This window comes from Arthrobacter koreensis, assembly GCF_009193255.1.
Classification (GTDB): domain Bacteria; phylum Actinomycetota; class Actinomycetes; order Actinomycetales; family Micrococcaceae; genus Arthrobacter_B; species Arthrobacter_B koreensis.
In genome coordinates this window covers 20,214-45,508 of the sequence record NZ_WACG01000006.1, presented here as the reverse complement: position 1 = coordinate 45,508, position 25,295 = coordinate 20,214, and the positions used below count along the sequence as shown (strand labels likewise).

Below are 25,295 nucleotides of genomic sequence, written 5' to 3'. Positions count from 1 at the left end.
TATGGGACGGGATTTTCCGCTTGCGGGACTGCTGAGGCTGCGCCGCCTGCAGCAGGACAGCGCTGCCGGTACGCTGGCTGCCGCCAACGCGGACCTTCGCCGCGCGGCCGAAGCCAGGATCGAGGCCTACGGTTCCCTGGCCGCGACGCCGCTCGAGGCAGCCGACGCTGCGACGCTGAACGCCATCGCCGCAGCGCGCGCCTCCTCCCGGAGCATGCTCGCGGACCTGCTGGCCTCGGAGCAGCTCAAGGATGCGGCAGCGAACACGGCCCAGGCCGAGTTCCAGGCAGCCCGCGCACGTTCAGTTGGGCTGGAGAAGCTCGAGGCCAAGCATTCCGACGCCGTTGCGGTGGAGGACCTGCGCACCGAACAGAACGTCCTGGATGAACTGGCGGGAACCGCCTGGCACCGCCGGCAGAAAGAAGCCTCATCATGAGCATGACCGACGCGATTGGCCGCATCCAGGAAATCCGCTCCACTATTGACGCCCTGTCCGGCACGCCGGCCGCCAAAGTTTCAACTGCGGCCAGCAGCACTGCCGGCACTCCTGTCGCCGACTCCGGCGGAGTCGGCTTCGCAGCGACCCTGTCCGCGCTGACCGGCACCACGTCCAGCCTGTCCGACGGCGCAACGAACGAAGCGCTGATGGGATCGGTCGAAAAGTACCTGGGCCTTCCCTACATCTGGGGCGGAAACGACCCGGCTGTTGGACTGGACTGCTCCTCCTTCGTGCAGAACGTGTTCAAGGACCTCGGGTACACCCTTCCCCGGGTCACCTGGGACCAGATGAACGCCGGAACCAAGGTGGACTCCATGGCGCAGGCCCAGCCGGGCGACCTGCTCTTCACGCACGACGGCGGGCACGTCTCCATTTACCTGGGCAACGGCAAAGTGGTGGACGCCCCGCAGCCGGGCCAGACCATCCAGATCCGCGACGCCTGGGAAACTGACGCCAACATCACCACGATCCGGCGGATCCTGCCGGCCGAAAGCACCGCCTCCGGCACCGGCTCACCGGCCGCCGCTGCGGCCATCACTGACATGGTTGCTTCGGCGCGTGCCATGCAGGCTTCCCTGATGGGAGCGGGCGCATGAGCGTACCCGCAGCGTTTCTGACCGCACGGCCCGCTGCGGCCTCCTCCGCCAGCGTAACCTCCGCGAGCGCTGACGGCGGGGCCGGGTTCGGCACGGCACTCGAGGCCGCAGCCGAAGCACTGCCCGGTCTTCAGGGCCAGTCCGGCAACGCAGACAGAGGCACGGGGAACGGCTCCGGTACCTCCGATGAGGCTGGTAACACTGCGGCCGGCGCCGCTGCTGCCGCCGGTCTTCCTTACGCGGCTGCTCCCGTGCTGGACGGGTCCGTCCTTCCCACCGTCCCTGAACTGCACTTGTCGCCGCTACCCGGGCCAGGTGCCGTTCCTGCGGAAGCTGAAGGCGTGGCCGGGGGGCCGGCGGAGCCTGAGGCATTCCCGGCCCTCCTGCCCGGCGCTGGCGGGGCGCTTAGCACCGCAACCGAAGGCGCGCCGGGAGCTGCGGCAGCGGCTACGGTTCCGGCGGTCGCAGCCGCAGCCGCATCCGCAGCCGCATCCGCATCCGCAGCCGCATCCGCAGCCGCATCCGCATCCGCAGCAGTTGCTGCCGCAGTAACGGTTCAGGCCAACGTAGGCATTGCCGAGACCCCGGTCCCGGCCGCCGCTTCGGAGGAGGGACCAGGCTCGGCTCCCACACCGGCGGCTCCCGGCCAGCCCACAGCGACCGTTCCCGCGACCGCTCCCGCAACCGCGGCTCCGACGGCAGCACCGGTGCCCGCTTCCCCCGCGACAGGTGCCGTACGCACAGACCAGGTTCCGCCGTCGGCTCCGGCTGCGGTCCCCGCTGCGGGAAGCGCGGCCGGGAACCCGCCTGCACCGGCAGCAACGGAGACCGATGGGAACGCCGCCGTCGAGCCGGGTAAGGCAGGCCCGGCACCTGCGCAGCTGGCCGCGCCGGTGGTGGCCGTTCCCGCCGTCGCCGTTCCCGCTGTGTCCGCAACGGCCCCGGTCCAGGCACCCGCCCCGGCCCAGCCGGCCCCCCTGCTCACACAGGTCAGCCAGCCCCTGTTCAGCCTCAGCACCGCGTCCACCGGGGAGCACGTGATGACGCTGAGTGTGACGCCGGAGAACCTCGGCCCGGTCACGGTCCGTGCCCACGTCAGCCCGGACGGCATCCGGGTGGAGCTCTTTGCCCCGAATGACGCGGGACGCGAAGCGCTCCGGAGTATCCTGACGGACCTCCGCCGCGACCTTTCCGGCGCGGGAATGAACACGTCGCTGTCCCTTTCGGCGCAGGACCAGCCGGGTTCGGAAACAGGCAGGCGCGGCGAAGCTGCGGACTCCGGTACCGGACGCCACGGGACAGAACCCGATGCGTCACCCCTGCCGGTCCAGCAGATCTTCCGGTCCGTGGAACACGGCCCGTACACAACCCTCGACATCCTGGCCTGAGAAGGAGAACCACCCATGCCGGTAGAAGCAGTAGCACCAGCCAGCGGGGCCACCGCCACGCAGCCCGTGCGCGCACCCAAACAGGTCATGGACAGCGAACTGTTCCTGACCCTGCTGGTCACCCAGTTGCGCAACCAGGACCCCAGCTCGCCCATGGACACCAACGAGATGATCGGCCAGACCACCCAGCTGGCCACCATGGAACAGCTCACCAACATGGCCACCATGAGCGAGGAGAACTTCTCCCTGCAGATGCGCATGGCCGCGGCAGGCCTCATCGGCCAGACAGTCAGCTACACCAATGAAGCCGGAGAAACCGTAACCGGGACGGCCAAATCGGTTTCATATCTCTACGGGGTGCCGACAGTGAGCGTTGACGGTGTGGACGTCCTCCTGGACGCGATCTCCGGAGTAGTGGCTGCAGGTATCCCGGCGCCCGCCCCGGGCGAAGGCGCCGGATCAGGCAACCCGGGTACGACGGCGTAGCCCGGGCGCTGCCGAGCCTGCACTCCCGGCCAATCAGGTTTTACAAACTTCCAGACCCATCAGCTGAAAGGCGTATCCAATGCTCCGCTCCCTGTACTCCGGAATTTCCGGACTCCGTTCCCACCAGACCATGCTGGATGTCACCGGCAACAACATCGCCAACGTCAACACCACCGGCTACAAGGCGACCGCCGTACAGTTCCAGGACACCCTGTCCCAGCTGACCCAGGGCGCCACCGCTCCCGGCGCAAACAACGGCGGTGGAAACCCGGCCCAGGTTGGCCTGGGTGTGCTGGTCTCCGGTATCACCACCAACTTCACCCAGGGCTCCGCGCAGTCCACCGGCCGCGCCACGGACATGATGATTTCCGGTGACGGCTACTTCGTGACGAAGCAGGGCACCCAGACCACCTACACCCGCGCAGGTGCCTTCGACCTCGACGCCGAGGGCCGCCTGGTCACCACGGACGGCAAGATTGTCCAGGGCTGGACCGGCGTCAACGGTGTCATCAACACCGGCGGCGCCGTGGGCAACGTGCAGCTGCCCGACGGCGCCATCGCACCGGCCGTCGCCACCTCGCAGGCTACCGTGGGCGGAAACCTGCCGTCGGAGACGGCCGTCGGCGGCACTGTTGTCCGGGACATGGACGTCTACGACGCCAACGGCGTCGCAACCGTTGTCACCTTGACGTTCACGCGCACCGCTGGTGGCTGGGACGTGTCTGCCCCGAACACAACCGCTGTTCCGCTGACTTTCACTGATGGCAAGCAGGCCGCCGGAGCAAATCCCGTGCTGACAGTTAACGGTGTTGCCGTGAATCTCACCGCCCTGACCAGCTACGCCGGGGTCAGCACCGCGTCCGTGACCGGGCAGAACGGCCGCGCCGCCGGAACCCTGGAATCCTTCTCCATCTCCAAGGACGGCACCATCATCGGTTCCTTCACCAACGGAGCCAAGCAGTCCCTGGCCCGCATCGCCGTCGCCACCTTCACCAACCCCGCAGGCCTGGAAAAGGCCGGCAACTCCGGTTACACCGCCACCGTGAACTCCGGCAACCCCGTCCTGGGCGGCCCGGGCGATCCGGGTATGGGCAACGCCATCGCCGGTTCGCTGGAAATGTCCAACGTTGACCTGTCCCAGGAATTCACCAACCTGATCGTCGCCCAGCGCGGCTTCCAGGCGAACGCCCGCATCATCACCACCTCGGACGAAGTGCTCCAGGAACTGACGAACCTCAAGCGCTAGTCCGTCCGCCTGGACACTCCGGCAGGACGCTTCGGCAGGCCCCCGCACCGTGGTGCGGGGGCCTGCCGCATTCGCGCCGCAGGGGCGCCGGAGGCGACCGCCCGGTGCCCCGGACCCGGCTTCCTTACCGATACCGCCCGTCTGCCGAAAGTAAGGGTGACGGCTTAGCCAAGCCGGACGCTGCAACCGGGACGGGCACATGATTGTTCTTACGCGACTGAACGACGCTCAGTTTGCGATCAACCCTGACCTGATTGAACGCATCCACGCCAATCCGGACACCACCTTGGTGATGGTGGACGGAGCCAAGTACATCGTCACGGAGTCCATGGATGAAGTGATCGCCCTGATAGCCCAGTTCCGGGCAAGGGTGATCTCCATGGCACGCGACATCCCGCAGATACCGCTGCGGCCGGGAACAGGGCTTGGGCTGGTTCCCGATGCGGGCGCCGGGGGGACGCCGGAAGCGAGCAGTACCAAGACCGTGCCCCTTCGTCCGAGGAACAAATAATGGATCCGGCAACAATCATCGGCCTAGTGCTGGCCTTCGGGTCGCTGTATGCAATGATCACCCTCGAAGGTGCCCACCTCAGCGCCCTGCTGCTGCCCGCCCCCATGATCCTGGTCTTTGGAGCCACCATCGCCGTCGGCCTGGCCGGGGGCACGCTGAAGGACTTCATCTTCTCCTTCAAGGCACTGCCCCGGGCGTTCATGGGCAAGAAACCCAATCCGCAGGAAACCATCGACAATGTGGTGGAGCTGGCCGAAAAGGCACGTTCCGAGGGCCTGCTGTCCCTTGAACAAAACGCCGCTGAAGTCGATGACCCCTTCCTGAAAGTGGCGCTGCAGAACATTGCCGACGGCACCGACGGCGAAGACCTGCGGATCCTGCTCGAAGACGAGATCAACACCAAGGCCTCCAGCGACAAGGTCGCCATCAAGTTCTTCAACAGCCTGGGCGGCTACGCGCCGACCATCGGCATCATCGGCACCGTCGTTTCACTGACGCACGTGCTGGAGAACCTCTCCACTCCGGACACCCTGGGCCCCATGATCGCCACCGCCTTCGTTGCCACCCTCTGGGGCCTGCTCTCGGCCAACTTCATCTGGCTGCCCATCAGTGCGCGCCTCAAGCGGCTCAGCGACCTTGAAGTGGAACAGATGACCCTGCTCATGGAAGGCGTCCTCGCCCTCCAGGCCGGAAGCCAGCCGCGCCTGCTCGGAGAGCGGCTGCGGGCCATGGTTCCGGCCCATGAACTGACGCCCACGGCGCGCGAGACCAGCGACGCAGCATGAGTGCCCCACGCCGCCGCAAGCGCCGGGACGAGGAAGAGAACCACCCGGACGAGCGCTGGATGGCTTCCTACATGGACATGGTCACCGTCCTGATGTGCATGTTCATTGTGCTCTTCGCGATGTCCACCGTGGACCAGGCCAAGTTCGAGCAGCTCAAGGCATCCCTGGCCACCGGCTTCGGCCAGGTTGAAACGAATACCGTCGACACGGCCAAGGGCGTAGTGGTTCCCCCTGCCATGGTTGAGAGCGAAGAAGTCCTGGACCCCGACGCGGACCTCGCCATGCTGGCGGCCATGGAAGTGCAGGACCTCACCGCCCTGCGGGACCGCCTGCAGGGCGGCCTGGAAGACAAGGGCCTGCAGGACGATGTCCGCTTCGAAATCGACGAACGCGGCCTGACAATCCGTTTGGTCAGCTCCGAAATGTTCTTCGAACCCGACCTCGCAGACCTCACTGCGGAAGCACGCGACGTCCTGAACGTCATTGGCCCCATCCTGCAGCCCACCGCGTACGACCTCTCCGTCGAGGGCCACACGGCACAGGTGCGCCAGTACACCGATACCGCCCTGGACTGGGAGCTGTCCTCCTCCAGGTCGGTGAACGTGCTGCGCTACCTCATGGAGCCCGGCGGCATCGACTACAGCAGGATCAAGGCAGTTGGCTACGGCGAATCGCGGCCGCTGAACGCCGGCACCACACCGGCTGAACTGGCGCAGAACCGGCGTGTGGACATCGTGGTGCTATCTGGCCAGTCGGAGGCCGTCCGGCAGCTGATGCCCGCCGTCGTCAACGGCGAGATCACGTTCCCCGCGAAGCCGCAATCGCCCGCCGGTGAAGAGGAGCCGGAGAAGGAAGTTCTGCCCGCTTCGAACCACTAACCAAGCAGTCCCCGCGGCCGATAGTTCCCTGCGTGACGGTCCAGCAAGATGTATCCCTTGGCATGCCCCCAAAAGCCCAGCGGCAGGTTGAAGCCTATGATTTCCGGCGGCCGACCACGCTTGCCCGCGAGCATGCCCGAGTCCTGGAAATGGCCTTTGATACCTTCGGCCGCCAGTGGGGCACGCAGCTGACGGCGAAGGTCCGCGTCCTCTCCCAGGTCACCTCCGAACAGGTCCAGACCATGACGTACGACGAGTACGTCGCCTCCCTCCCCGAAGACACCGGCATGGTGCTGTTCTCCATGCCGAACATTTCCGCCAAAGCGGTCATCCAGTTCCCCATGGCAGCTGCCCTGTCCTGGGTGCGGCACATGCTCGGCGGCACCGGCAACCAGCCGGCCCCGGAACGCAAGCTCACCCACATTGAACAGGCCCTGCTGAGCCGGATCATGGATGAGGCCCTCGAAGATCTCCACTACGCGCTGGGCAGCCTGCTGGCGGCGCCGCTCTCCCCGTCTTCCATCCAGTACAACTCGCAGTTCGCGCAGGCCGCCGGCTCCACGGTGCCCATGATCGTGGCCCGCTTCGAGATGGTGGTGGGGGACGCCGCCGCTCCGGCCACCGTCGCCCTTCCCGCCGAAGCGATCCTGCCGCAGCTGGGCCCGGTCCGGCCGAATCTTTCCGACGCCACCCCCGCCGAACTGGTCACCGAGCAGCTGGCCAACCTGCCCGTGGACGTGTCCCTGCAGCTGAACCCCATCCGGGTGAAACCCGGCCTGGTGCTTGACCTCGCCGTGGGAGACGTCCTGAACCTTGACCATCCGCAGCACCGACCCCTGAATGTCACAGTCGACGGCCAGACGCTGGCCCAAGCCGCGGTGGGGGCCAGCGGCTCCCGTCTGGCCGGAGTGATCGTAAGCACCGAGGAGAACATCTGATGAGCACCACCCTGGCCCAGCACGCCGAAGCCGCAGCAGCCCTGGTAGGACTGCTGCCCACCCCCGCACCGCTGCAGCCCGCCCCGCATTCCCAGCTGGGCCTGCCGCTGGAACAGATGTCCCAGGCTGTCACCGCTTCCTTCGTAGGGTCCGTCTCCGCGGACCTGGCCGTCGTCCTGCTCTCCGGCGCCAGCGTCTTGGACGCCGCCGGATCGGATTCGCCCGCTGTCTCCACCGCTGATGTCCTCCGCCCGGCCCTGGAAGCCGCGAGTGCCACCCTCGGCGCCGGAGTGCTCGGTGATGCACGCACCGAAGACGCCTCCGCGCTCTTCGGGCACATGGAAACCTCCGTCTTCGAACTGCGCGGCCCCGAGGGCACCGCGGGCTGGTTCGCCGTCCGCATGCGTTCCGGCGGCCAGGGCAGCACCGCCGCCCAGTCCGTCGTGGGCAAGCTGGGCCGCATCAACAACGTTGAGATGGCGCTGACCGTGGAGATCGGACGGACCCGCATGGCCGTGCGTGACGTGCTGAACCTGGAACCGGGCCGCGTCGTGGAGCTGGACCGTTCCGCCGGCGCGCCCGCTGACATCCTGCTCAACGGGCGGATGATCGCCCACGGCGAGATCGTCGTCGTGGACCAGGACTACGCAGTCCGCATCACCAAGATCCTGGACGTAGCCGAGGGCCTGGGCTAAATGGACGATTCCGCAGTCATGGCGCTGCGGGTCCTGGTATCGCTCGGTGTGGTCCTGGGGCTCCTGTGGTGGCTCCAGCGCCGCCTGATCCGGGGACGCGTTTCCGCCGGCGCCGAAGCACCCATCCGGGTCATCAGCCGGCAGGCGATCAGCCCCAAGGCCTCCGTCGTCGTCCTGGAAACCGGAGGCCAGCGCTTCCTGCTGGGCGTCACCGAAGCGAACGTCAACGTGCTCCACACCTCAGAGGCGGAACCCGCCCCGGACGCCGGCTTCGCCGCTTCCCTCCAGGACGCTGCCACAACTGCCGGCAGCCAGGCGGGAACGGACGACGGCGGCCTGCCGCGCCGCCGTGATACCCGCCGCGCTGCGCCGGGCAGTGGAACCTCCGTGCTCAACGGCTCCATCCTGTCCCCGGACACCTGGCGGCAGAGTGCCGCGTTCATCCGCCGCGGACGGCCGGACTGATGGCTGTCATCCTCTCTCCGGTTTCCCCGCAGCGCGTTTCCACCGGGGCACCTTCGCGGCCGGGACTTCGCAGGTTCCTGTTTGCCGCCCTGCTGGTCCTTGCCGCCACCCTGGCCCTGATGCTCGCCGGCACCGCTGCAGGCCACGCCACCACCTTTGACCCGGTGGCACCGGCAGACCCTGCGGCGCCCACCCAGCCGGGTGATCCCGAGGAGACCGGCGGGTTCTCCGTGGACATCAACGGCGTGGATGGAACCCCCTCCACCGCCGTCGTCACGCTGATCGGTATCACCCTGCTGTCCGTTGCGCCGGCGCTGCTGCTGATGATGACGTCTTTCACCAAGATCTTCGTGGTGCTGGCCATGACCCGGAACGCCCTTTCGCTTCCGTCCATCCCGCCCAACCAGGTGCTGGCGGGACTGGCCCTCTTCCTGTCGCTGTTCATCATGGCGCCGGTGCTGACCGAGATTAATAACCTTGCGGTCCAGCCCTATCTGGAAGGCGAATTCACCTTCACGGAAGCGCTGAATACCGGAGCCGGGCCGCTCCAGCAGTTCATGCTCGCGCACACCCGGGAAGAGGACATTGCGCTGATGACCCGGGCCGCAGGCCAGCCGAACCCGGACAGCCCCGAGACTGTCCCGCTGCTGACACTGATCCCGGCGTTCATGATTTCGGAGCTGCGGGCGGCGTTCATCATCGGGTTCGTGATCTTCATTCCGTTCCTGGTCATCGACCTGGTGGTCTCCGCCGCGCTCATGTCCATGGGCATGATGATGCTCCCGCCGGTCATGATCTCGCTGCCGTTCAAGATCCTGCTCTTCGTCCTGGTGGACGGCTGGGGCCTGATCATCACCTCGCTGGTGAACAGCTACCAGGGCGGTGGCTGATGGATACAAGCGCTGTCCTGGACATCGGCCTCCAGGGACTCTGGGTCGCGGCGAAACTTGCCGCCCCGGTGCTGCTGACCGCCTTGACGGTCGGGTTCGCCATTTCCCTGCTGCAGTCAATTACCCAGATCCAGGAAATCACGCTCTCCTTCGTTCCGAAGGCGATTGCCGTGTGCATCGCGCTGCTGGTCTGCGGGCATTGGATGATCACCGAAATGATCACCTTCACGCAGCAGCTGTTCGAGAAAATCCCGTCCCTGCTCGGCGGGGGATGACATGTCCATCACCCTCGACCAGGCCTGGCTGGAAGCGGTGATGCTGGCCGGCGTGCGGATGGTGGCCTTCCTGGTCATCGCGCCGCCGTTCTCCTACAACGCGTTTCCGGCCCGGGTAAAGGCCATGCTCGCCATCGGCCTTGCGCTGGCGGTTGCCCCGCAGGTCTCCGAAGGATATTCGAGTCTGGGAACAGCGGCGTTCATCACCGGCCTGGTGCTTGAATTCGTGGTGGGTGCGGTGCTGGGCTTCCTGGTGCTGCTGGTGTTCTCCGCCGTGCAGTCGGCGGGCCAGCTGATCGACTTGTTCGGCGGTTTCTCCCTTGCCCAGGGCTTCGATCCGCAGTCCATGGTCAACGGCGCCCAGTTCACCCGGCTCTTCCAGATCACCGCCCTGGCTCTCCTCTTCGCCTCCGACGGCTACCAGATGATCATCTCCGGGCTTGCCCGCAGTTTCACTGCGCTGCCGCTGGCCGGCGGAATCGACCTGGCCGAACCTGTGCAGGCCATGATCACCGGAGTGACGCAGATGTTCATCGCTGCGGTGCAGATCGCCGGCCCGCTGCTGGTGGTGCTGTTCCTCGCGGATGCCGGTCTGGGCCTGCTGACCCGCGTCGCCCCGGCACTGAACGCCTTCGCCCTGGGCTTCCCGCTGAAGATCCTGCTGACCCTGACACTCGCGTCCGTAGTGTTCGTGGCGCTTCCCCGCGTGGTGTCGGTGCTGGTGGACCAGGTAGTGCGCACGCTGGCGGGGATGGGCTAAATGGCGGAACAGGACTCCGGGGAGCGGTCAGAGGCCGCCACCCCAAAACGGATGAAGGAAGTCCGGGAAAAAGGACAGCTTTCCCGGTCTGACGATCTCACCGCCTGGGTGGGCGTCGGCGCCGCTGCGGCGATGATGCCGGCGACCATCAGCCGCGGTGCGGACAAAGGCGCTGAAAGCCTCATCCGCGTTGACTCGCTGGCGTCGAACCCCAGTCCCGAGGCAGCCCTGCGCATGTTCGAGCAGGGGGCCGGCGGACTGGCGTACGTGATCGGCCCGATGCTCGCCGTTGTGGTGGTGGCCGTGCTCGCCACCGCTGCTGTGCAGGGCGGCATCCACTTCAAGAAGTTCAAGGGCAAGTACGAGCAGTTTGACCTGGTCAAGGGCACCAAACGGGTTTTCGGCGGCCAGGCCATCTGGAATGGCGTGAAGGCACTGCTGAAGACTGCCGTCGTGGGCCTGGTGCTCTACGCGGTCATCCAGAACCTGATGCCTGCCCTGATGACCGCCGGCGGCATGTCAATTACGGCACTGGTGGCTGAGGCCGGCGGTGGAGTTGCCACCCTGCTGCAGTTCGCGGTGGCGGCCGGCCTGGCCCTCGCGGCAGCGGACATCATGATGGTGATGCGCCGCAACCGCAAACGGACCCGCATGACCAAAAAAGAGGTCAAGGACGAGAACAAGAACACCGACGGCGATCCGTTGATCAAGTCGCAGCGGCGTTCCCGGCAGCTGGCCATGAGCCGGAACCGCATGATGGCCGCGGTGGGGGACTCCGACGTCGTGCTCCTGAACCCCACCCACGTGGCCGTCGCCCTGAAGTACGAGCCGGGCAAGTCCGCGCCGCGCGTGGTGGCCAAGGGCTCAGGAACCATTGCCGCGCGGATCCGCGAGGAGGCCGAAGCGAAGGGCGTGCCCATGGTGCGCGACGTTCCGCTGGCCCGCGCCCTCCACTCGGCCTGTGAACTGGGGCAGGAAATCCCGGTGGAGCTCTACAACGCCGTGGCCCGCGTCCTCGCGTTCGTCATGGCCCTGAAAAACCGCGGCGCCGCCGCCGGGGTGCACACGATGGCCCCCGACCCCTCAGCTACCGTCCCCGCTTCCGCCCCACAACACCGTAAGGCAGCGCCGTGAACCGCAACCTCCTGAAGCTCACCATCCCCGTGGGCGTGATCGGAATTATCCTGCTGCTGGTGGTCCCCGTGCCCGCCGGCCTCCTGGACTTCCTGATCATCATCAACATCCTGCTGGCACTGGTGATCCTGCTGACCACCATGTTCGTGAAGAAGCCGCTGGACTTCTCGGTGTTCCCCTCCATGCTGCTGGTTGCCACCCTCTTCCGGCTGGGACTGAACGTTGCCTCAACCCGTCTCGTGCTCGGCGACGGGTACGCCGGGCAGGTCATCGAGGCTTTCGGGCACGTGGCCGTGGGCGGTTCCCTGATCATCGGCGCGGTGATCTTCCTGATCCTGGTGGTGATCCAGTTCGTGGTGGTCACCAAGGGCGCCGAGCGTGTGGCCGAAGTCGGCGCGCGCTTCACCCTGGACGCCATGCCCGGCAAGCAGATGGCCATCGACGCGGACCTCAATGCCGGCCTGATCACGGACATCCAGGCGCGCGAACGCCGTGCCGAGGTCTCAGCGGAGGCGGACTTCTACGGTGCCATGGACGGTGCGTCCAAGTTCGTGAAGGGCGACGCGATCGCCGGCCTGATCATCATCATCATCAACGTGGTGGGCGGCATCGCGATCGGTATGCTGCAGCGCGGAATGTCCGCCGGCGAAGCCATCGACACGTACACGCTGCTCACCATCGGCGACGGCCTGGTCACCCAGATACCGGCCCTGCTCATGGCCGTCTCCACCGGCATGATCGTCACCCGCTCCAACGCCGAATCGGACATGGCATCAACGGCGTCTGCCGAGCTCAGCCAGTCACGGAACGCGCTGATGATCGCAGGTGCCGCGGCGATCGTGATGGCCCTGATCCCGGGTATGCCGAAGATCCCGTTCATTGTCATTGGCGCACTCCTGATCTTCGCCAGCCAGAGGGTCAAGGCACGCCAGGCCGCGGAAGAAGCCGCGGCGGCGGACCCGGTGGCGCAGCTGACCGCGGCACCTGCCTCGGACACCACCGAGGACCTGATCGAACAAATGCGTGTCCACGCCCTGGAAGTGATGCTTTCCCCGGACCTGGTGGACATTGTCACCGGCGGCTCGGACGACCTCCTGGCCCGCGTCCGGGCGCTGCGGCGGAAGATCGCCCTGGAGCTCGGCATTGTGGTTCCGCCGGTACGGACCCGGGACAGCGTAGACCTGCCCGCGTCCACCTACGTGATCCGGATTGCCGGCGTCGAGGCAGGCCGCGGCGAGGCACCGGCCGGCAAGGTCCTGGCGCTGGGCGATTTCCTGGACGGGCTCCCCGGCACCGCCACGGTGGAACCGGTCTTCGGACTTTCCGGAAAGTGGGTTCCCACCGAAATGCGCCATGCCGCGGAGATGGCCGGCGCTACGGTGATCGACCGGGTATCCGTCCTGGTCACCCACCTCTCCGCGATCATCACCGCCAACGCCGCCCGGCTGCTCACCCGGGAAGACGTGCGGGTGCTCACCGAAGGCGTCAAGCAGGTCAGCCCCTCCGCAGTGGATGAACTGGTTCCGAACGTGCTCTCCCTGGCCGAGGTGCAGCGCGTGCTGCAGGGCCTGCTCGCGGAGCAGATCCCCATCAATGACCTGCCGCGCATCTACGAGTCGCTGCTCTTGAGGGCCAAGACGTCGCCGGATCCCGAAGGCCTCATTGAGGCAGCCCGGCAGGCCCTCGGCCCAGCCCTGGCAGCCCAGTACGTGGAGTCCGGAGTCCTGCGCGTGATCATGATCGACCCTTCCCTGGAACAGGCCATGCTGGAGAGCCTGCGTCCCTCGGACCAGGGCACGCAGATCCTGCTGGACCCTGCCCGGATCGAAAGCATCATAGGATCACTTAAGTCCACTGTGGCCGCAGTGGAGAACGCGGGCCACACCGCGGTCCTGGTATGCGCTCCCGCCCTGCGGCCGGCTATCCGCCGGCTCGTTTCGGCACAGGCCAACGGACTTCCGGTGCTCTCCTACCAGGAGGCAACCGCCGCGAACGTGAACATTGAAACAGTAGGAGTGCTCCGTGGAACCGAGACGATTTCAGCTTGAGGGCCCGTCCCTTGATGCGCTGAAAGCGCAGGTCCTTGCAGAGCACGGGCCGCGGGCCCGGATCATCGCTGCCGAAAAGGTAACCGTGGGCGGCATCGGGGGGTTCCTGGCGCGCCACCACTACGAGGTGACGGTGGAGCTACCACCGCGGGGGCGCCGCGCTGCCCCGGTGGATGCGGACCTGCCCAGCCGTGCCGGAATCGGCGCGCTGCTGGCCCGTGCGGAGGAGGCCGAAGGCGGATACCGTCCGTCCGTTCCGGCCCTGCCGGACGTCTCCACCGGAACGAACGCCTTCGCCGAGCTGATGGCGGACCTGTCGCAGAACACGGGTGCCCCCACCCGTCCTCCGGAAAGCGTGCCGGTTCCTGCAGCCTTCCCCCAGCTCGCTTCCGGGGCTGGGGCAGGCCACCCGGCGCCGCGCCAGGAAGTTCCGGCTCCACTTGACGGAGCGGGAGACCTGGTGATCGTCGTCGGCCTGGGACAGGACCCCTTGCTGGTGTGCGAGTCCATGGCGGCGGCGGCCGGGTTCAGCGCCCAGGCACTGCGGGCAGCCGGAGCGGTCGACGGTTCGGGTGTGGGGCGCGCGGGGGACCGCCGCGCCGTCGCGACCGCCAGGGCAGCGGGAGTGCTCGCCGGACACCCCATCTTCCTCGCGTACGGGATTGGCCGGGGCGTCAGCGAAATCGGCAGGCACACCACCTTGATTTCTGCCCTCGCCCCGGACCAGCTGTGGGTTGCCGTCGACGCCGGGCGGAAGGCCGAGGACACCGCGGCGTGGGTGGGAGAGATCCGCGCTGCGTCAGTGGTTGACGCAGTCGCCGTGGAAGGGCTGGAGGGAACGGCCACGCCGCAGACCGTCAACGCCCTGGGGCTGCCGGTGGGCTGGCTCGACGGCGCCGCCTCCGGATCAGCGGTCCTGTGACGATTCGGCTGCCGGCCCTGCGCCACAACAATAGTGCCGGGTGTGCTTGCGATAGAGTGAATAAATGCTCGTGCTAACGCGGAAATCAGGAGAGCAGATCCTGATAGGTGATGACATTGTCATTACCGTGCTCGATTCGCGCGGGGACGGCGTCCGAATTGGAATTGATGCCCCCCGCGGCGTGAAGATCCAGCGCAACGAAGTTGTCCGCGCTGTCGAGGAAGCGAACGTAGCTGCCGCCGCTGCAGGCCCCGAGGACGAAGAGCGGATCAAGAACCTGCTTGGTTTGCGCCGGCCCGAGGCCGACTAGCCGCTTTACGCCGCCCGGTCAGAAAAACCCTCCCGGTGCCTTTGCGCGCCCGCACAAGCCCTAAAGGCCTTTAAAGGCCAAACCCCGGCAACCATTGGGGTGGAAGCCGGGGCCGCGAGCCAAGCGCTTTCCGCGGACGGGCGGTTGGCGCACCACATGCAACTGTGTGGCTCGTTTGGTGCAGTAATTACTTGGGATACATACTGCAGTTTTTCTTGGGGGGAAACTTAGCTGCCTGAACGGACCTTCGTTCCGAAGAGGCGGATGGTGCGGCGGGCGGGAGCTGCCATCCGGGTCCGGGAACCGGCTACGTGGCGCTCAGCCTGGCCCTTGTCGGTGCGGGTGCCGTAGTAGTCCTGCAGCACGCGGCGCTCGTGGGCGGAGCAGCGGACTCCGGGGTAGCGGTAGCCGCGGATTACCCAGTAGCCGGTCTTGTCCGTGGGGCGCTTATCATTGGCCCATTCTGGGACCAGCCGGCGGCCGCATTCGGCGCAGAGACCGGCAACGTGGCTGTCGCGCTGGACATCCGTGTAGCGCTTTACCAAAACGTCGGTGCCTGCGTTCCATGCGTTCACGTGCTAACCCCCAATTAGTCTTCGTTTGCTGATGGGTAAGACGATATAGGCGCTCCCCGAAACAAACGCTCAAGTTCGGCGCGCAGAAACCGCAATGTTTCCCCAAGATTTTCCTTGCGTGAATCTTGAGCTTGGACGCGGTCTTGAGGAAGCAAAAAAGCGGCGGTTTCCCCAAGGGAACCGCCGCTTTCGCGCGGAGGCTAGAACGGATACGGTGCGATTTCCGGGCGCATGGTGAGCCACTGGATTTCCGTAAAGGACTCCAGGTTGGCCGCGGCGCCGCCAACGCGTCCGCCGTTGCCGGAATCCTTCACGCCGCCAAACGGGGCGTTGGACTCGTCATTGACGGTCTGTTCGTTGATGTGGACCTTGCCGGACTCCACCCGGTCCGCAATGTCCATGGCCATGCCCACGTCGCCGAGGATGGAGAGGGAAAGTCCGTACTCGCTGTCATTGGCCAGTTCAACTGCTTCATCAACGGTGCTGAACTTCATCACGGGGGCAACGGGGCCGAATATTTCCTGCCGCCAGGCGGGATTCTCCGGCGTGACGTCCGCCAGCACGGTGGGGCGGTAGAACAGGGCATCGCTGGTTCCTCCGGCGGCCAGGCGGGCGCCCGCGGCCACGGCGTCCTGCACAATGCCGTCGATCTTCTTCAGCTGGTTTTCGTCGATGATCGGACCCAGCGCCACGTTTCCGGCGGCCGGATCGCCAACGGGCAGGTGGGCGGCCTTCTCCGCCAGGGCCTCGACATACTGCTCGTAAATGTCCTCGTGCACAATATGACGGCCGGTCGTCATGCAGATCTGGCCCTGGTGCATGAACGAACCGAAGGCAGCAGCCGAGGCAGCCTTGGCCAAGTCGGCGCCGGGGAGCACGATCATGGCGTTGTTTCCGCCAAGTTCAAGGTGTGCCCGCTTGAGCAGGCGGCCCGCGGACTCGGCGATCTTGCGGCCTGCGCCGGTGGAACCGGTGAAGGCGATAACCCGGACTTCCGGTGCCTCAACCACGGCGGCACCAATTTCCGCACCCCCGGGCAGCAGGGACAGCAGGCCGGCGGGCAGGCCCGCCTCTTCGAAGACGCGCATAAGGGCGACGCCGCCGCACACCGCCGTGCGGGGGTCCGGCTTGAGCAGGACGGCGTTTCCAAGCGCCAGCGCGGGGGCTACGGCGCGGATGGAGAGGATGACAGGGAAGTTGAACGGTGCGATCACCGAGACGACGCCGGCGGGACGGCGGCGCGAGAAGGACCAGCGCTGTTCGTTGGTTGCCAGCACTTCACCGGCCGGGTGGGACGGCAGGGCCGAGGCGTCGTAGCACTCGTTTGCTGCGCTGTGGGTTTCCAGGCCTGCCTTGGGCGGGATGCTGCCTGCCTCGCGGGTGATCCATCCGCCGAGTTCTTCGGCATGCTCTTCCCAGAGGGCGCCCGCGCGGCGCAGGACTGCAGCGCGTTCCTCCGGCTTTCGGGCGGCCCATTCCTTCTGTGCTGCCGCGGCGGTGCGTGCAGCCTCGAGGACGTCTTCGACGGAGGCAACCCCGTAGCTGCCCAGTGTCTTTCCGGTGGCGGGTTCAACGGCATCCGCGGAACCCGCTCCGCCTTCGCGCCAGCCGTTGACGTAAATCTTGTCCGTCCAGATGGACGGGCCGAGCAAAGCCATGTGCGTTCCTAGCTTTCGGGATATTGAGTCCCTCAAGTATCCCAGACCGCGAACCCGGACTGGGCGGGGCAGCAGGCCGGTCAGCGGCCGCTTTGCACGCTGTTCCGGCGGTCGGTGAGGGCGCGCCTGAGCATGCGGATAAGGCCAATCAGGCCGAAAACAATTGGCATGACGGCGATGATGCCCGCTACCGGGTCCTTCACGAAGGTCAGGATGCAGACACCGAAGAAAATGTGCAGGAAGTAGCCGGCTGCCTGGGCGGTGCGGGAATGCGTCCGGAGCGCTTTGCGAAAGAAGGTGATGACGGCCCCCGGGAAGTGAATAGCTGAAACTGCAGAGAAGCCCCCGGAACCGCTGCTGGTTCCGGGGGCTTCGAAAGTGGAGCCTCCTGCCAGAATCGAACTGGCGACCTTCTCATTACGAGTGAGACGCTCTACCAACTGAGCTAAGGAGGCGGGCTTCCTCCAACCGGTCAACGGCCAGAATCCACAAGGAATTACTTTATACGGCGCGGGCAGCGCGGTCAAAAGCGCAGGCCCGTACCCGGCGTTGCCGGACCTGCGCCCCGCACTGCCGGCGGTTCTCTAGGAGCAGACGAGGCCGTCCTCGGGCACGGTTCCGTCGATAAAGTAGTCGTCCACGGCGTCCGCGATGCACTGGTTCCCGCGGCCGTACGCGGTGTGGCCTTCGGCTTCCCAGGTCACCAGAACAGCGGAATCCAGCTGGCGGGCCAGGGCCTGGGACCATTCGTACGGAGTGGCGGGGTCACCGGTGGTGCCCACCACCACAATCGGATCTGCGCCCTCGGCGGCGAACGGGCGGGGCTCGCTGACCGGTTCGTAGGGCCACGATTCACACGTCACGCCGCCGTAGGCGAGGAAGCGGCCCAGGGTGGGGGAGGCCTCCTCGAGCTCTGCGGCGTCGGCTGCCATCTGTACGGGATCCGTTTCCATGGGATAGTCCAGGCAGTTCACTGCGCTGAAGACCTCATAGGAGTTGGACTCGTAGCTTCCGTCCTCATTCCGTTCCGCGCCCAGGTCAGCGAGCATCAGCATGGTCGTGGGGTCGCCGCGGAGCGCTGAACTCAGCGCCTGGGTGAGCGCGGGCCAGTTGGCGTCGTTGTAGAGCGGCAGGATGAACCCGCTGATGAACACGGAGGCGGTGACCAGGCGGCCGTCCGCGGCCGTGAGGGGGCTGCTCTCAACGGACGCGATGAGGTCACGGATCGTCTGGATACCATCATCCACCGAACCCTTCAGCGGACAGTTGGAGGAGCTTTGGCAGTCCTGGACGTAGGCGCGGATCGCCTTCTCGAACGCGCGGGCCTGGCCTAGGGTGACCTCCTCGTTGCTGGCAGCCGGATCGAGCCCTCCGTCCAGCACCATGCGGCCAACCTTCTCCGGGAACAGCTCGGCGTACGTGACTCCAAGGAAAGTGCCGTAGGAGAAGCCGAGGTAATTCAGTTTCCGGTCCCCTGCAACGGCGCGCAGGATATCCATGTCCCGGGCCGCGCTTTCGGTGTCCACAAAGCCAAGCAGCTCGCCGGACGACTCGGCACAGGCGCTGGCATACTCGGCGGCACTCGCCCTGGCTTCTTCCAGTCCGGCTTCGGTCGACGGGTCAAGGACCTGCGTCCGTGCCTGGTCAACTTCCTCATCACTGAGGCAGTCCACCGGGGTGGAGCGGCCGACGCCGCGGGGATCGAAGCCCAGGATGTTGTATTCGCCGCGCAGCCGGTCGGTTGTCACTCCCTGCAGGGAGTCCCGCACGGTGGCGTAACCCGAACCGCCCGGGCCGCCGGGGTTCACCAGGACAGTTCCCTCCGGAGAACCCCCGGCCTCGGACAGGATCACGCTCAGCTCGATGCTGCGTTTTCCCGGATCGTCATAATCCAGCGGAACGTCAATGGTGGCGCAGAGGAAATCTCCCTCGCAGGATTCCCAGACGACTTCCTGCTCGTAGAACTCCCTCAAATTCCCGGGTACGTCGCCGATCACTTCCGGTGCGGCGCTCTGCGTCCCCTTGGATGGAGCATCGGTTTTCCCGGGCGTGCACGCAACCAGGCCGGCGACCATCAGTGCGGCGGCCGCCGCTGCACAGGCACGGCGCACGGAACGGCTCCCGGCCCGGGATCGGCGTCGTTCAAGGGTCATTGCGGCGGCTCCTGGTCCGGGTGCGTCGAGTGGGGTGTGGTTCGCGGGCTTCACAGAAGGCTGACAGCCATTGCCTCGATGGCGAGCAGCGGGGCGACGTTGGTGGTGACCAGACGCCGTCGCACCTCGTTGATTTCCTCCATGCGGGACAGGATGGCCTCCGGCGTGGTGCGGCCGGCAAAGGCCTCCAGCTCGGCGCGCAGGGATTCATTCACCAGGTCCGTGCCGGAGTCCAGCGCGAGCACCAGCGCGTCACGGTAGAAAGAGAGGAGATCGGTCAGGGCGCGGTCAAAGTAGTCGTTCTTGGAGCGCTTGGCCCGGCGCAGCTGGTCTTCTTCAAGGCGTTTGACCTGGCTGCGCATCGACGGCGGCAGGGTTCCGGATTCGGGAGCGCCCAGGGAAGCCAGCAGGGCGGCCTTCTCCTCGGCGTCGCGTGCCTCAAAGGAGCTGGCGGCTTCCGCCTCGGCCAGCGCCACCAAGTCAGCCGCGGCCTTCATGGCCCCGGAAACACTTCGCAGGGACAACGGCAGCCGAACGATCTTTTCCCGCCGCTGCCGCGCTCCTTCATCGGTGGCCAGCCGCTTGGCGACTCCCACATGGCTCTGCGCGGAGCGGGCAGCGTCAGCGGCTACCTCCGGATCGATTCCGTCCCGGCGCACCAGCAGTTCGGCGACGTCCTGCACCGGAGGCAGCCGGAGGCCCACCGGCCGGCACCGGGAGCGGATGGTTACCAGCACATCGCCCGGGCTCGGGGCGCACAGCAGCCAGATGGTGCGCGGCGGCGGTTCCTCAATCGCCTTGAGAAGCACATTGGTGCTGCGTTCCTGCATACGGTCCGCGTCTTCCACAATCAGGACCCGCCAGCGGCCGGTGGAAGGCTTGTCCTGCGCTTTCTTGACCAGCTCGCGCGCTTCTTCAATGCTGATGGTGACCTTCTCCGTGGTCACCGAGGACACATCGGCGTGCGAACCGGACATTGCGGTTCGGCAGGAATGGCATACGCCGCAGCCGCGCAGGTCCGGATCGGGTACTTCGCACAGCAGTGCGGCGGCGAAGGCGCGGGCAGCATTGGACCGGCCGGAACCGGGCGGGCCGGTGAACAGCCAGGCATGCGTGGGACGCTCCTGTGCGGCGGCGCGGCGCAGCTGCTCGACTACCGGCGCCTGGCCCTGGAGGTCTTCCCAGACACTCATGGGAGCAGCTCCTCCACCCGGGCAAGGATCGTCTGCGCCAGCTCCGGCACGGGTGCAGCGGCGTCCAGGACCAGATAGCGGCGGGGGGAGTCCTCGGCCAGGGCAAGGAATGCGGTGCGGATGCTGCCGTGGAAGCTGTCGGGTTCAGATTCGAGCCGGTCCTCGGATCCGTCCGCTGCGGTGCGGCGGCTGCGGCCGGCTTCCGGATCAACGTCCAGCAGGACGGTGAGGTCCGGTACCAGGCCGCCGGTGGCCCACTCGTTGACGGAGCGGACCTCATCCGTGCCGAGGTTCCGTCCAGCTCCCTGGTAGGCAACAGAGGAATCGATGTAGCGGTCACAGACAACGACGTCGCCGCGGTCCAGGGCCGGGTGGATCACCTGTTCAACGTGGGCCGCACGGGATGCCGCGAAGATCAGGGCCTCGGTGCGCGCATCGATCTGGCCGTGGCCGTGTTCAAGGACCAGTGAGCGCAGCTTCTCACCGACGGGTGTGCCGCCCGGTTCGCGGGTGCGGACAACAGTGCGTCCGGCGTCCTGCAGGGCTTGGGTGAGCAGAGCCGCCTGGGTCGACTTGCCCGCGCCGTCGCCGCCCTCGAAAGCGATGAAAAGTCCGGTGCGGGGTTCAGAAATACTCACCCGCCTAGACTACCCAGTCATGCTGGGAAACTGCTGCGGCGTTCGGCTGGCCCGCTGTGGCGGGCATCGGGCGGTTCCCGTCTGCGGGTGTGACGGATTGGTGAAGGAACATGACAGCCGTGCCCCCGCGTGGAGAGCTCAGGCATGGCCCGCGGTCTAGGCTGAAACCCATGAGCACAGCAACCGGACACGGGCACGCCGCAGGACAGCTATCGGTGGAAACCACCGTCGTCTCCGCCGGGCGGCCCGAACGCGCCGCGGATTCCGCCGTCAACCCGCCGATCGTCCTGACCTCAACCTTCCTGGGAACCCGGGAGACCAGGGCCGGGGACCGGGTTTACGGCCGCTACTCCAACCCCACCTGGGACCCGTTCGAAGAAGCCCTCGGCGCGCTCGAAAGCGCCGAGCTGCCGGCACTGGTCTTCTCCTCCGGTCTCGCGGCCGTCATAGCCGCCATGTCCCTCATCCCGGCCGGAGGCACGCTGGTGATGCCCCGGCACAGTTACCAGGGTTCGCTCCTGCTCGCTGCCGGAGACGCCCGCGACGGCCGTATCAACGTGCGCACCGTGGACATTGCGGACACCGCGGAAGTCATCGCGGCGCTCGACGGCGCTGCCATGCTCTGGCTGGAAAGCCCCACCAACCCCATGCTCGAGGTAGCCGAACTCGCTGTCCTGGCGGACGCCGCGCACCAGGCCGGGGCCCTGGTGGTCGTGGACAACACGTTTTCCACGCCCCTGGTGACGCGCCCGCTGGAGCTCGGTGCCGACGTCGTAGTCCATTCGGTGACGAAGTACCTTTCGGGGCACTCGGACGTCATCCTCGGGGCCACCGTGACCTCAGACCCGGAGCTGCGTGCCCGGCTGCTCACCTACCGGTCCCTGCACGGAGCCGTTGGCGGTCCGTTCGAGGTGTGGCTGGCCCTGCGCGGGCTGCGCACGCTGGCCCTGCGGGTGCAGCGGTCGATGGAATCGGCAATGGACCTCGCCGCCCGGCTGGCATCCCACCCCGGTGTGGAAGCGGTCCGCTATCCCGGACTGCCGCAGGACCCGGGCCATGCCCGCGCCGCTGCGCAGATGGACGGTTTCGGCTCGATTGTCTGCATTGAGGTGGCCGGCGGAGCCGAGGCCGCTGACGCCGTCACGGAGAAGGTCGGACTCTGGCTGCCGGCCACGTCGCTGGGCGGTGTTGAATCGCTGATCGAGCGCCGCCGGCGTCAGCCCTCGGAGCCGGTTTCGGTTCCGGAGAACCTGCTGCGGCTCTCGGTCGGAATCGAAAACGTCGAGGACCTCTGGAAGGACCTCGACCAGGCGCTTCCACGGTAGGGTGGTCCCGTGGCACTTGTTGAATTGTTGCGGGACCTTATCTACCTGGCGCTGGGTATCGTGGCGCTGGGCATCGAGCTGTGGGCGTTTGCCGACTGCGCCCGGCGCAAGCCTGCGGAGTTCGAACGTGCCTACAAGCGCACCAAGGGATTCTGGCTGGGCCTGACCGGCGGTGCTGCCGCCGTCGGGCTGCTGTCCCTGCTGCTCTTCGGCCCGCTGGCGCTGCTCCTCTTTGAACTGGCCGCCGTCGTAGCCGCCTCCGTCTACCTGGCAGACGTGCGTCCGGCGCTTAACGAGTCCAAGGGACGCGGCGGAGCCTACGGGTCCTGGTAGCGCACCGCGCTCCTAGTTCCCGGCACGTGACGGTGCCACGGCGTCCCAGGCGACGGTGATTTCTCCCAGGCGCCACCGCGCAGGCCCGGTTAGCAGCGGCCAGCCTTCACTGCGCAGCGTGCGGCACATCGTGATCCAGCGCTGCCGGTTGCCGTAGGAGGCCATTGGCGCGGCGGCCGTCCAGGCCTTGTCCATCGCCTGAAGGAACGCGTGCACGCGCTCCCCGGGAACGTTCCGGTGGATCAGTGCCTTGGGAAGCCGCTCCGCGACGTCGGACGGCAGGTCAAAGGCCCCGAAACGCAGCGAGATGCTCAGGGACACCGGCCCGTGGGGCTCCAGGACCACCCACGTGGAGCGGCGGCCAATTTCGTCACACGTCCCATCGATGAAGATCCCGCCGTCCGCGAGCCGGCTGCAAACCATGTCCCAGTGGGCGGCGTACTCGTCCTCCCCGTACTGCCGCAGGACGTTGAAGGCCCGCACCATCACCGGACGCCTACCGCCCAGCGGCAGCTCGAACCCGCCCTGCCGGAAGCTGAGCCCCTGGCGCTCCAGCGGTTTGGCAGCCCGCACCCGCTCCGGGTCGATTTCGATGCCCACCACGCTGACGTCTGCCCGCACCCCGCTGATCCTTGAGTGCAGCTCCACGGCGGTGACCGGTGCTGCGCCGTAGCCCAGGTCAATCACCAACGGGTCCTCCGCCCTGCGCAGGCGCCACCCCTCGGGACCGGAAAGCCATCGGTCAACCCGTCGGAGCCTGTTGGGGTTTGTGGTGCCCCGGGTCACATTTCCTACGGGTTTTGGGGGGATTTTCACCAAACAATGTTACCGGCCGGAGCCCGGTGCTCCTGACCACGGCCGGCCCGCAGGGAATGAAGCGTTCTCCGCCCGTTGGTTACGCACCGCCCTGCCATGTGCCCTCGCTCTGCGGCTACGATGCTTTTATGACCTACAAAGTGATCCTTCTGCGCCACGGGCAGAGTGAATGGAATGAAAAGAACCTCTTCACCGGCTGGGTGGATGTGGATCTCACGGATCTGGGCCGGGCCGAGGCACTGCGTGCCGGAGAGCTGCTGGTGGAGAACGAAGTCCTTCCCGACATCCTCTACACCTCAAGGCTGCAGCGGGCCATCAACACGGCCAACCTGGCCCTGGGCGAAGCCGACCGCATCTGGATCGACGTCAAGCGCAGCTGGCGCCTGAACGAACGCCACTACGGCGCACTGCAGGGCAAGGACAAGGCCCAGACCCTGGCCGAGTACGGTGAAGAGCAGTTCATGCTCTGGCGCCGTTCATATGACACCCCGCCGCCGGCCCTGCCGGACGACAGCGAGTTTTCCCAGGCGCATGACGCCCGGTACGCGGACCTGGGCGATGACGAACTGCCCCGCACTGAGTGCCTGAAGGACGTCCTGGAACGCTTCCTGCCGTACTGGGAGAACGAAATCTCCCAGGACATCAAGTCCGGCAAGACCGTGATGATCGCTGCCCACGGCAACTCGCTGCGTGCACTGGTCAAGCACCTGGACGGGATTTCCGACGCCGACATCGCCGCAGTGAACATCCCCACCGGCATCCCGCTGGTCTACGAACTCGACGAAGACCTCAAGCCGGTCAAGGCCGGCGGCACCTACCTGGATCCGGAAGCCGCAGCCGCGTCCATCCAGGCCGTCGCCAACCAGGGCAAGCAGAAGCAGTAGCCCGCACCCCATCGAGATGACAGAAACTGCCCGTATGAACGCTCATACGGGCAGTTTCTGTCATCTCGATGGGGAGAGAGTTAGAGGGAACTCTCGGAAATCGGCTGCCATTCGCCGGTCACCAGATAGTTGACCTTGCGGGTCACGGACACGCCGTGGTCCGCGAAGCGCTCGAAGTACCGGCTGGCCAGGGTCAGGTCCACCGTGGTCACGGGGGAGTTGTTCCAGTCCGCGGAAGCCACGGCCTTGAACACGCTGGCGTGCAGTTCGTTGATGCGCGTGTTGTGCGCGTAAATGTCCTTGCTCAGCTCGAGGTTGCGGGTCTCGAGCAGTTCGGTGAGCAGCTCGGAGATGGCGATGTCCAGGCGCGCCATTTCCTTGAACGTCTCCACCATGTTCTCCGGAACAACGTTGGCCGGGTAACGCAGGCGGGCCAACTGCGCGATGTGGCGAGCCAGGTCACCCATGCGCTCCAGGGAGGCGCTCATCCGGAGGGATCCAACAATCATCCGCAGGTCGCTCGCCACCGGCCCCTGCAGGGCGAGAACGTCGATGGCCCGCTCGTCGAGGTCGTTCTGGAGGAAGTCAATGCGGGCATCAGCGGCGATGACATCCTGTGCCAGCTCAGTGTCGGCCGTCTCGAACGCCTGCGTGGCCTTCTTCATCGCCTCGGTGACGAGCTGTGAAATCTGGGTCAGCTCCTCACCGATCTGGTGAAGCTCGGCCTGGAAAACCTTGCGCACTTAATGCGTCCTTTCGATCAACTCTTACAGGGCCGCGAAACCAGCTTTGCGGCTGTATTTATGCTGCCAGCGTCTGGTTAACGGTCGGCCCTCTTGAAGTGAACGTTAGTTTAACGGTTGGCCGAATGCCACCGGAGTGCCCGCCGGCACA

General features: G+C 66.5%; 29 protein-coding genes and 1 tRNA gene. 21 read left to right on the top strand and 9 right to left on the bottom strand.

Annotated features, from left to right (window positions below; translation table 11 throughout):
• Position 1: 1 nt before the first annotated feature.
• From GD628_RS12840 to csrA, 18 genes are all read left to right on the top strand, one after another.
• Positions 2–436: a flagellar FliJ family protein gene (locus GD628_RS12840; protein ID WP_152274994.1), complete on the top strand. Its 435-nt coding sequence runs from the start codon at positions 2–4 to the stop codon at positions 434–436.
• Positions 433–1,095, top strand: coding sequence for a C40 family peptidase (locus tag GD628_RS12835; protein ID WP_152274993.1), 663 nt, complete (start codon positions 433–435; stop codon positions 1,093–1,095). Before GD628_RS12840 ends, GD628_RS12835 begins: the two co-directional genes overlap by 4 nt.
• Positions 1,092–2,483 carry a flagellar hook-length control protein FliK gene (locus GD628_RS16535; protein WP_193313274.1) on the top strand — a complete coding sequence of 464 codons (1,392 nt, stop codon included), beginning with the start codon at positions 1,092–1,094 and terminating at the stop codon, positions 2,481–2,483. The genes GD628_RS12835 and GD628_RS16535 overlap by 4 nt, the downstream gene beginning before the upstream one ends.
• A gap of 15 nt (positions 2,484–2,498) precedes the next feature.
• On the top strand, positions 2,499–2,969 hold the full coding sequence (locus GD628_RS12820) for a flagellar hook assembly protein FlgD (protein WP_091608077.1): 471 nt from the start codon (positions 2,499–2,501) through the stop codon (positions 2,967–2,969).
• Between the two features lie 79 nt (positions 2,970–3,048).
• Entirely contained in the window at positions 3,049–4,215 is a 1,167-nt protein-coding gene (locus GD628_RS12815; protein ID WP_091608075.1) for a flagellar hook protein FlgE, read from the top strand.
• 199 nt (positions 4,216–4,414) lie between these two features.
• Positions 4,415–4,726, top strand: a complete 312-nt coding sequence (locus GD628_RS12810; RefSeq protein ID WP_091608073.1) for a flagellar FlbD family protein — start codon at positions 4,415–4,417, stop codon at positions 4,724–4,726.
• Entirely contained in the window at positions 4,726–5,511 is a 786-nt protein-coding gene (locus GD628_RS12805; protein WP_091608071.1) for a motility protein A, read from the top strand. The genes GD628_RS12810 and GD628_RS12805 overlap by 1 nt, the downstream gene beginning before the upstream one ends.
• The gene (locus GD628_RS12800) at positions 5,508–6,389 is read left to right on the top strand and encodes an OmpA/MotB family protein (RefSeq protein ID WP_152274990.1); all 882 of its coding nucleotides are present in this window, start codon (positions 5,508–5,510) and stop codon (positions 6,387–6,389) included. Before GD628_RS12805 ends, GD628_RS12800 begins: the two co-directional genes overlap by 4 nt.
• Before the next feature lie 32 nt (positions 6,390–6,421).
• On the top strand, positions 6,422–7,327 hold the full coding sequence (locus GD628_RS12795; RefSeq protein ID WP_226802544.1) for a flagellar motor switch protein FliM: 906 nt from the start codon (positions 6,422–6,424) through the stop codon (positions 7,325–7,327).
• Positions 7,327–8,022 (top strand): flagellar motor switch protein FliN, encoded by a 696-nt coding sequence (gene fliN / locus GD628_RS12790; protein WP_091608065.1) that lies wholly within the window; start codon positions 7,327–7,329, stop codon positions 8,020–8,022. Before GD628_RS12795 ends, fliN begins: the two co-directional genes overlap by 1 nt.
• Positions 8,023–8,487 carry a FliO/MopB family protein gene (locus GD628_RS12785; RefSeq protein WP_091608062.1) on the top strand — a complete coding sequence of 155 codons (465 nt, stop codon included), beginning with the start codon at positions 8,023–8,025 and terminating at the stop codon, positions 8,485–8,487.
• A complete protein-coding gene (gene fliP, locus GD628_RS12780) occupies positions 8,487–9,377 on the top strand; it encodes a flagellar type III secretion system pore protein FliP (protein ID WP_226802543.1) in 891 nt (296 codons plus the stop codon). Before GD628_RS12785 ends, fliP begins: the two co-directional genes overlap by 1 nt.
• A complete protein-coding gene (gene fliQ / locus GD628_RS12775) occupies positions 9,377–9,652 on the top strand; it encodes a flagellar biosynthesis protein FliQ (RefSeq protein WP_091608059.1) in 276 nt (91 codons plus the stop codon). The genes fliP and fliQ overlap by 1 nt, the downstream gene beginning before the upstream one ends.
• Before the next feature lies 1 nt (position 9,653).
• On the top strand, positions 9,654–10,412 hold the full coding sequence (locus GD628_RS12770; protein WP_152274989.1) for a flagellar biosynthetic protein FliR: 759 nt from the start codon (positions 9,654–9,656) through the stop codon (positions 10,410–10,412).
• The gene (locus GD628_RS12765; RefSeq protein WP_152274988.1) at positions 10,413–11,546 is read left to right on the top strand and encodes an EscU/YscU/HrcU family type III secretion system export apparatus switch protein; all 1,134 of its coding nucleotides are present in this window, start codon (positions 10,413–10,415) and stop codon (positions 11,544–11,546) included.
• On the top strand, positions 11,543–13,594 hold the full coding sequence (locus tag GD628_RS12760; RefSeq protein WP_152274987.1) for a flagellar biosynthesis protein FlhA: 2,052 nt from the start codon (positions 11,543–11,545) through the stop codon (positions 13,592–13,594). Before GD628_RS12765 ends, GD628_RS12760 begins: the two co-directional genes overlap by 4 nt.
• Positions 13,569–14,516 (top strand): hypothetical protein, encoded by a 948-nt coding sequence (locus tag GD628_RS12755; RefSeq protein ID WP_152274986.1) that lies wholly within the window; start codon positions 13,569–13,571, stop codon positions 14,514–14,516. The genes GD628_RS12760 and GD628_RS12755 overlap by 26 nt, the downstream gene beginning before the upstream one ends.
• Positions 14,517–14,580: 64 nt before the next feature.
• On the top strand, positions 14,581–14,826 hold the full coding sequence (csrA, locus tag GD628_RS12750) for a carbon storage regulator CsrA (protein WP_091608046.1): 246 nt from the start codon (positions 14,581–14,583) through the stop codon (positions 14,824–14,826).
• A gap of 227 nt (positions 14,827–15,053) precedes the next feature.
• Here the strand turns inward: csrA and GD628_RS12745 are convergent, their stop codons facing one another.
• The 7 genes from GD628_RS12745 to tmk all read right to left on the bottom strand — a co-directional run bounded on the left by GD628_RS12745 (position 15,054) and on the right by tmk (position 21,037).
• The gene (locus GD628_RS12745; protein WP_091608043.1) at positions 15,054–15,401 is read right to left on the bottom strand and encodes a hypothetical protein; all 348 of its coding nucleotides are present in this window, start codon (positions 15,399–15,401) and stop codon (positions 15,054–15,056) included.
• A gap of 200 nt (positions 15,402–15,601) precedes the next feature.
• Positions 15,602–17,059, bottom strand: coding sequence for an aldehyde dehydrogenase family protein (locus GD628_RS12740; protein WP_152274985.1), 1,458 nt, complete (start codon positions 17,057–17,059; stop codon positions 15,602–15,604).
• An 80-nt stretch (positions 17,060–17,139) separates the two neighbouring features.
• The gene (locus tag GD628_RS16855) at positions 17,140–17,262 is read right to left on the bottom strand and encodes a hypothetical protein (protein WP_255300598.1); all 123 of its coding nucleotides are present in this window, start codon (positions 17,260–17,262) and stop codon (positions 17,140–17,142) included.
• A gap of 176 nt (positions 17,263–17,438) precedes the next feature.
• A tRNA-Thr gene (locus GD628_RS12735) sits at positions 17,439–17,514 on the bottom strand.
• Positions 17,515–17,643: 129 nt separating this feature from the next.
• Positions 17,644–19,212 carry an alpha/beta hydrolase gene (locus GD628_RS12730; protein WP_193313273.1) on the bottom strand — a complete coding sequence of 523 codons (1,569 nt, stop codon included), beginning with the start codon at positions 19,210–19,212 and terminating at the stop codon, positions 17,644–17,646.
• Positions 19,213–19,262: 50 nt separating this feature from the next.
• Positions 19,263–20,405: a DNA polymerase III subunit delta' gene (locus tag GD628_RS12725; protein ID WP_152274984.1), complete on the bottom strand. Its 1,143-nt coding sequence runs from the start codon at positions 20,403–20,405 to the stop codon at positions 19,263–19,265.
• Positions 20,402–21,037: a dTMP kinase gene (gene tmk / locus GD628_RS12720; RefSeq protein ID WP_152275144.1), complete on the bottom strand. Its 636-nt coding sequence runs from the start codon at positions 21,035–21,037 to the stop codon at positions 20,402–20,404. The genes GD628_RS12725 and tmk overlap by 4 nt, the downstream gene beginning before the upstream one ends.
• A 176-nt stretch (positions 21,038–21,213) precedes the next feature.
• Here tmk and GD628_RS12715 point away from each other — a divergent pair, with 176 nt between their 5' ends.
• Both GD628_RS12715 and GD628_RS12710 read left to right on the top strand, forming a co-directional pair.
• A complete protein-coding gene (locus GD628_RS12715) occupies positions 21,214–22,368 on the top strand; it encodes a trans-sulfuration enzyme family protein (protein WP_152274983.1) in 1,155 nt (384 codons plus the stop codon).
• A 9-nt stretch (positions 22,369–22,377) separates the two neighbouring features.
• Positions 22,378–22,701: a DUF2516 family protein gene (locus tag GD628_RS12710; protein ID WP_091608029.1), complete on the top strand. Its 324-nt coding sequence runs from the start codon at positions 22,378–22,380 to the stop codon at positions 22,699–22,701.
• 12 nt (positions 22,702–22,713) lie between these two features.
• Here GD628_RS12710 and GD628_RS12705 read toward each other — a convergent pair whose 3' ends face one another.
• The gene (locus GD628_RS12705) at positions 22,714–23,487 is read right to left on the bottom strand and encodes an O-methyltransferase (RefSeq protein WP_226802542.1); all 774 of its coding nucleotides are present in this window, start codon (positions 23,485–23,487) and stop codon (positions 22,714–22,716) included.
• A gap of 158 nt (positions 23,488–23,645) precedes the next feature.
• Between GD628_RS12705 and GD628_RS12700 the strand changes: the two genes are divergently transcribed.
• On the top strand, positions 23,646–24,401 hold the full coding sequence (locus GD628_RS12700; RefSeq protein WP_152274981.1) for a phosphoglyceromutase: 756 nt from the start codon (positions 23,646–23,648) through the stop codon (positions 24,399–24,401).
• A gap of 80 nt (positions 24,402–24,481) precedes the next feature.
• Here GD628_RS12700 and phoU read toward each other — a convergent pair whose 3' ends face one another.
• Positions 24,482–25,144: a phosphate signaling complex protein PhoU gene (phoU, locus tag GD628_RS12695; protein ID WP_091608020.1), complete on the bottom strand. Its 663-nt coding sequence runs from the start codon at positions 25,142–25,144 to the stop codon at positions 24,482–24,484.
• Between the last annotated feature and the right edge of the window lie 151 nt (positions 25,145–25,295).